This window comes from Bifidobacterium sp. (genome assembly GCF_051876855.1).
Lineage (GTDB): Bacteria > Actinomycetota > Actinomycetes > Actinomycetales > Bifidobacteriaceae > Bifidobacterium.
The window spans coordinates 1-5,778 of sequence record NZ_JBJEIH010000096.1 but is presented as its reverse complement, the minus strand read 5'-3'; the positions used below and the strand labels follow the sequence as shown (position 1 = coordinate 5,778).

Sequence of the window (5,778 nt, the reverse complement as noted above, 5' to 3'; positions counted from 1 at the left end):
ACAACGCCGAACCCAGCCTCGACGAACTGGTCGGCACCGCGACCAACACCGCGATTCTGCCCGAGCCGGACGCGCACGCCTATGATTCCATCGCCACCGGCGAATCCGACCCGCTGATCCTCGGCGGGCACAAGTTCACCAGCCGGTTCATCCTGGGATCGGGACGGTACGATCTTAACCTCATCAAGGCGACCATCGAGAACGCGGGCACCCAGATCGTCACCATGGCGTTGCGCCGCTGCCGCACCACCGACAACAACCTGCTCGACTACATTCCCAAGGGCATCACGATGCTGCCGAACACATCCGGCGCGCGCAACGCAAAAGACGCGGTGCGCATCGCCCGGCTCGCCCGCGAAGTATGCCAGACCGATTTCGTGAAAATCGAAATCGAGCATGAGACGAAATACCTGCTGCCGGACAACCGCGAAACCATCAAAGCCACGGAAATCCTCGCCAACGAGGGGTTCGTCGTCATGCCGTACATGTTCCCCGACCCCATCGCCGCACGGCAACTCGAGGAGGCGGGCGCCGCGTGCGTCATGCCGCTCGGCTCGCTGATCGGCTCGAACAAGGGTCTGCGGATGCGTGATTTCATCGAGGTGATCATCGCCAACGCGCACGTGCCGGTAATCATCGACGCCGGAATCGGCCGGCCAAGCCAGGCGGCCGAGGCGATGGAAATGGGCGCGGACGCGGTGATGGCGTACACGGCCATCGCTAGCGCCGGCAACATCCCGCTCATGGCGAGGGCGTTCAAGCATGCGATTGAGGCGGGACGCGAGGCGTACCTGTCCGGGCTGGGCACGGTGACCGAAGGCCATGCCGTACCGTCAAGCCCGACGAACGCGGCGGATTACCTGCACTGAGCGACGCCGCTCAGGTATGCGGCGGTGGCAGTCACTCAACGTTGATTGTCCGCCACCGCTGCATGCAGAATCATGCCTTTGCCCATCGGTTCAGGAAGTTGCGCTTCGCGGGCACCACAGATACGCGAGATACCCGTCGATTACCCAGTGCATTTATGCAAATCGTGGGTTAAGGTTTATGCAAATCGTGGGTTAAGGTTAACGCAGATTGCCGGCTGGGACCGCCGACCGCGGAAATTCAGCTCGGCACAGCCGGTAAGTCGCAGTACGGTTTCTCATCGATTGCCGATTCACAGCAGCGAGAATAGACCGGGCTGACAGACGTCAGCAGACAAGAAATTCCCGCACGAAGAATACGCGGCCGATGCCATCGGGCCATATGCCCGACTGAACTCACATGGACTGTGGGAGAACGTCCATCAGTCTGTCGTCAGAAGAACAACTCCTGGTTTTTCGTGGGAGATTATTACGAATATGCGAATCCGATGGTGTTCTCCCACATAGCTATTTCGGGGCAATTTCAAGAACCGCGGAATTCCAACATTCTCATTTGGGAGATATTGCCCAGAAGCACGCAATGCTCACAAACTCCCGGATTCGAGTGGGAGAACATCGGCGAATCCAACTTCTCCCGGGAGAACACCGCCCAAAGAACCGGACCGGCCTGAACTCCCAGATTCCAACGGAAAACATCATTCAGCCGACCAGTCAGACCAATCAGCCCGCCGACACCGCCAGCAAACCACACCGCAGCACCGACGCGCCCGCAAGCCACACCGCCGACGCACCAGCCCACAGCACCACGACCGACTACCGCAGCGCCTCCTGCAAATCGCGGTTCTGGTAGCGCTCGTGCAGCAGGCAGTACCCGCCAAACACCAACAGCCACACCAGTCCGGCGATGGCCGGGCCGCGCGTGTCCGCGGCGAGGAACAGCGTCACGTACACGAACACGAAGAACGCAATCGCGAGCGCATCAGTGAACCGGTAGGCGGGCATCAGGAAGCCGTCGGCGATGAAGTCCGGCGAGCGGCGATACCGTTCGTGCGCGATCATCGTGAGGATGTAGATGAAGATGATCACCGCGCTGGAGGCGCTGGCGAACAGCACGAACGCACTGGACATCTTCGGGAACGCGTTGATGATCGGCGACAGAAGAATCAGCGCGGCAGATACGAGAATCGCGCGGGCCGGCACACGGCGGCTTGAGACGACACCGAGCTTGTTGAGCTGCGGCGACGGCGAGTCCACGGCAAGCTGGTACAGGTGACGCCCGGCCGAGTAGAGCAGCGAGTTGAGGGCGCTGGACGCGGCGGTGATCACAACGAAGAACACGAGCGCGGCGGCCCAGTCGAGGCCCGCATAGCGGAACACCATGATGAACGGCGAGGCGAAGGAGCCGTCGGCATTGGGCTTGAAGCTGCGCCACGGCACAATGACCATAATCGCCAGCAGCGCGCCCACGTAGAAGATGAGCACGCGCATGATGATCTCGTTGATTGCCTTCGGCAGCACTTTGCGCGGGTTCTGGGTTTCGGAGACGGTGACACCGACAAATTCAATCATTTCGTAAGCGAAGAACACCATCTGGAAGCTCATGAGGAAGGCCAGCCAGCCGTTGGGCGCGAAGGAGAAGCCGTTCCACAGGTTGTCGAAGCCGGCGTGCCCGGCGGGGCTGACGCCGTCCGAGCCGGGGATGTGAACGGACGGGTAGTGGTAGTGGATGACCACCATGACGATGGCGGTGACGATCATCGCGACGATGAGTGTGATCTTGATCATCGAGAACCAGAATTCCGCTTCGCCGAACGCTTTGACGGCAATGAGGTTGATGGTGGTAAGCGCCGCAAGGAAGCACAGTTCAATCAGCCATTTCCAAGCGCCCAGCTCGATGCCGAAGGTGCGGAAGAAGGTGACGAAATACGTGCTGACCGCGGTGATTTCGGTCATGCCGATCAGCACGAGGACGATCCAGTACGACCAGCCGGCGAATCTGCCCCAGCCGTGGCCGAGATACCGGTCGATGAAGTTGATGAAAGTGTGCTGGCTGGGGTCGCGATACATCATTTCGCCGATGGCGCGCATGAGTAGGAACATGATTGCGCCGACCGCGATATACACGAGGACGATGCTCGGGCCGGTGAGCGCGATGGATTTGCCCGAGCCGAGGAACAGGCCCGTGCCGATGGTGCCGCCGATGGCGATGAACTGCACGTGGCGGTTGGTCAGGCCACGTTCCATCTCGTTGCCCTTGTCCAGGCTTTCAACGGAGGCGATGCCGGCGGTTTCGTGGGGGTTGGGTTCGGCACCCGCCGGAGGGTTGGACGCGGCGGCGGGCTTTGTGCTGGCGGCTTGTGTGGCGCCAGCTTGCGTGTGGACAATTTTCGTGATGCCGGACTGCGCAGCGTCTGTCTTCACGCCGTCGGCTTTCGCGTTGTCCGCGGAAGAGGAATGTTCAGAAGAAGTCATAATGTTCTCAACCCTACTCCTGTCCGACGGCAACGGCGACAGCACCAATTTGTGACGGCTGGCGACCACGAACGCAGGCGATTATGCGATGGACGTCTGCGATGGCTTACGGCGCCGAAGCGGTTCCGCAGACGACCCCTCACAGCCCGCTCCTCGCCCCTCAGTGGTACCTGTAGTTTTCGTAAAACTCCAACGCTTCTCTGGCTTCCTCGATGAACGCGTCGACACTGTCCTTCTTGTACGTCTCCCGGAAGCGCGCGACCGGCAGCTGGGACGGAACGAGCATGTCGGAGGTCACCGTCACGTTCTCGGGGTGATGCGTCTCCCATGCCGCAAGCGACTCGATTCTGTCAAGCAGGGAATCGACGTCATCGATCCTGTACCCCTCGTTGAAGAAGGTGAGCTTGAAAACCTGGTTGCGGACCTTCTCGGCCGTGAGCGTGTCCATAATCGCCTTTCTGTGGATTCTGCGGGCAATTATCCACCATCATACCCATCGCAGGCGGCTGACTCCGGTGGCAGCGGCAAGACAGTGGCGATAGTCAAAACTATACGTGCAAGCGAATAGTTGTGACTATCGCTCCGCCCAATCCAGAAATCTTGAGGCCCAAATATCATGTATTATTCCGGAATCGGTATGATTATGTATATACTATGGCTATGAAGCAGATACGAACGGACGGAACATTTGTCACCGTAGCCCAGGCAGCCTCATGCCTTGGCATCAGCCCCAGACGCGTCCGCGCGCTGGCAGAACAGGGCACACTCGGCGTCGCCGACATCGCGCAACACAGCCTGCTTATCAGCAATGAATCAGTACTTGCATACAGGGCACGTCCTCGCTCGGCAGGCCGGCCGCTATCCCCACGCATGGCTTTCGCCGCGCTGTACCTTATTGCGGGGCTGCCCGCAACATGGATCACCTCACAAGAACGGTATCGAATCCGCAGCATGCTGAAGTCAACGGATGCGCGTCACTTGTCTGAAACCGTGCGAATGCGCGCCACTCGAACCTGCTTCTGGGCACATCACTCAGACATCCAGGTAATCCGGCGGTACATCATTCCATCTGGATGCACTGACCAGACCGCCCCAACATTCCAGCTGGAATCCCCCTCCATATTGGAAGGCTATCTTTCGGCGGCAATCAGCACATCCCTGATGAAGCGCACCTTCATTCGCGAAAACACTCCCCCAACGACATTGATCATACACACTGCAAACTTTCTTCCCCCGCATGGCGACGAGATGCCCATGAGCGTCTGCGCCGCCGATTTGGCGCAGTCGCCGGACCCAAGAGAAAGCAACGCCGGACTCGACATGCTCGACTCAATGTTGCACGATTTCAACAGAAAGAATCATCATGCCGTTACCAGTAGTTGATATCCCGCATTCCACACCGTGGGAAACCGTGTTCCACCTTGCGCAACTCACCGATGACCCGCATACGTGGATGCTGACCGGCGGCCTGATGACGCAACTGCATGCGCTGATGCATCACGTCGCCATCCGTCCAACCACAGACGCCGATTTCCTCATCAACGTGCTCTCATACGAGCACTCGGTGATGCGCGTACGCAATGACCTCATCACATTGGGGTTTGCCATCCGACAAGGCAGCCTCAGCCAATACACAACCAGAATGGTCAAAGGCAACCAGACAGTCGACCTGCTAGTTGATAATCATTTATCGCCACGCCAACAACGACGGGCTTTTCTAGGGACCAGCCGAATGCTTGGGATGCCTGGATCGCGCAAAGCACTCCAACGACATATGCAAGTGGCGCTGGCATTCCAAGGCGAAAGCGCCATCATCGAAGTTCCCGACCTCCTCGGGGCGCTATTGATGAAAATCGCATCATGGCGAGAAGCTCCGCAGGGCAATATCGACCGTCACCTTGTCGACGCCGCAACACTTGCCTCGTTGATTGATTCTCCAGAACAGGAGCTGCTCAGACTCAACAATGCAAGTGATAGTGACAGAAAAAATGTCCGAACACTTCACCAAGTACTGAGCGACCCCACTGACTACTGGTGGCGAAACATGCCAGAAGAGCAGCGCAACAATGGCTTACGCACCGTGGCGATACTGTCATTACTGATTGAAATGCCGAGGAAAGCCGACATGCGCGCGTGGCTCGATGAGCATTACGGACTGTTGTGATTCCCGCTAGAGGGCGGCGGCAACTAATCACTCTGGGTATACTCGCTCGTCGTGCGATTGAGCAGTGACATGGCGGGCAGATAGCCGCGGGAACAATACCAACGGCGGGTGAATCTGACAGTGGTGCGACTGAGTGATCGCACCGCGGACAGATACCAGCCAAATCCTCAGAGTGCCCGGTGATATCTCGCTATGGTGCGACCAGGCGGTGGCATGACCGGCAGATACCAGCAGAACCAGCAACCCAGCCAGCCACACCAGACCGCCGTGCGACCA

The 5,778-nt window shown here is 58.8% G+C and carries 5 protein-coding genes; 3 read left to right on the top strand and 2 right to left on the bottom strand.

From position 1 onward, the window contains the following. Positions 1 to 26 precede the first annotated feature (26 nt). Positions 27 to 869, top strand: a complete 843-nt coding sequence (locus tag ACI38B_RS06480; protein WP_439730037.1) for a thiazole synthase — start codon at positions 27 to 29, stop codon at positions 867 to 869. Positions 870 to 1,679: 810 nt separating this feature from the next. Here ACI38B_RS06480 and ACI38B_RS06475 read toward each other — a convergent pair. After that, entirely contained in the window at positions 1,680 to 3,338 is a 1,659-nt protein-coding gene (locus tag ACI38B_RS06475; RefSeq protein WP_439730036.1) for an amino acid permease, read from the bottom strand. A gap of 160 nt (positions 3,339 to 3,498) precedes the next feature. Further along, positions 3,499 to 3,786, bottom strand: coding sequence for a DivIVA domain-containing protein (locus tag ACI38B_RS06470; protein ID WP_439730035.1), 288 nt, complete (start codon positions 3,784 to 3,786; stop codon positions 3,499 to 3,501). A gap of 206 nt (positions 3,787 to 3,992) precedes the next feature. On the opposite strand from ACI38B_RS06470, the gene ACI38B_RS06465 reads away from it, so the two are divergent. Both ACI38B_RS06465 and ACI38B_RS06460 read left to right on the top strand, forming a co-directional pair. Further along, positions 3,993 to 4,721 carry a helix-turn-helix domain-containing protein gene (locus ACI38B_RS06465; RefSeq protein ID WP_439730034.1) on the top strand — a complete coding sequence of 243 codons (729 nt, stop codon included), beginning with the start codon at positions 3,993 to 3,995 and terminating at the stop codon, positions 4,719 to 4,721. Continuing rightward, positions 4,702 to 5,502 carry a hypothetical protein gene (locus tag ACI38B_RS06460; protein WP_439730033.1) on the top strand — a complete coding sequence of 267 codons (801 nt, stop codon included), beginning with the start codon at positions 4,702 to 4,704 and terminating at the stop codon, positions 5,500 to 5,502. Before ACI38B_RS06465 ends, ACI38B_RS06460 begins: the two co-directional genes overlap by 20 nt. Positions 5,503 to 5,778 lie beyond the last annotated feature (276 nt).

Coding starts and splice junctions, on each gene's coding strand:
- ACI38B_RS06470 (WP_439730035.1), bottom strand. CDS start 3,786: ATGGACACGCTCACGGCCGAGAAGGTCCGCAACCAGGTTTTCAAGCTC.
- ACI38B_RS06465 (WP_439730034.1), top strand. CDS start 3,993: ATGGCTATGAAGCAGATACGAACGGACGGAACATTTGTCACCGTAGCC.
- ACI38B_RS06460 (WP_439730033.1), top strand. CDS start 4,702: ATGCCGTTACCAGTAGTTGATATCCCGCATTCCACACCGTGGGAAACC.
- ACI38B_RS06475 (WP_439730036.1), bottom strand. CDS start 3,338: ATGACTTCTTCTGAACATTCCTCTTCCGCGGACAACGCGAAAGCCGAC.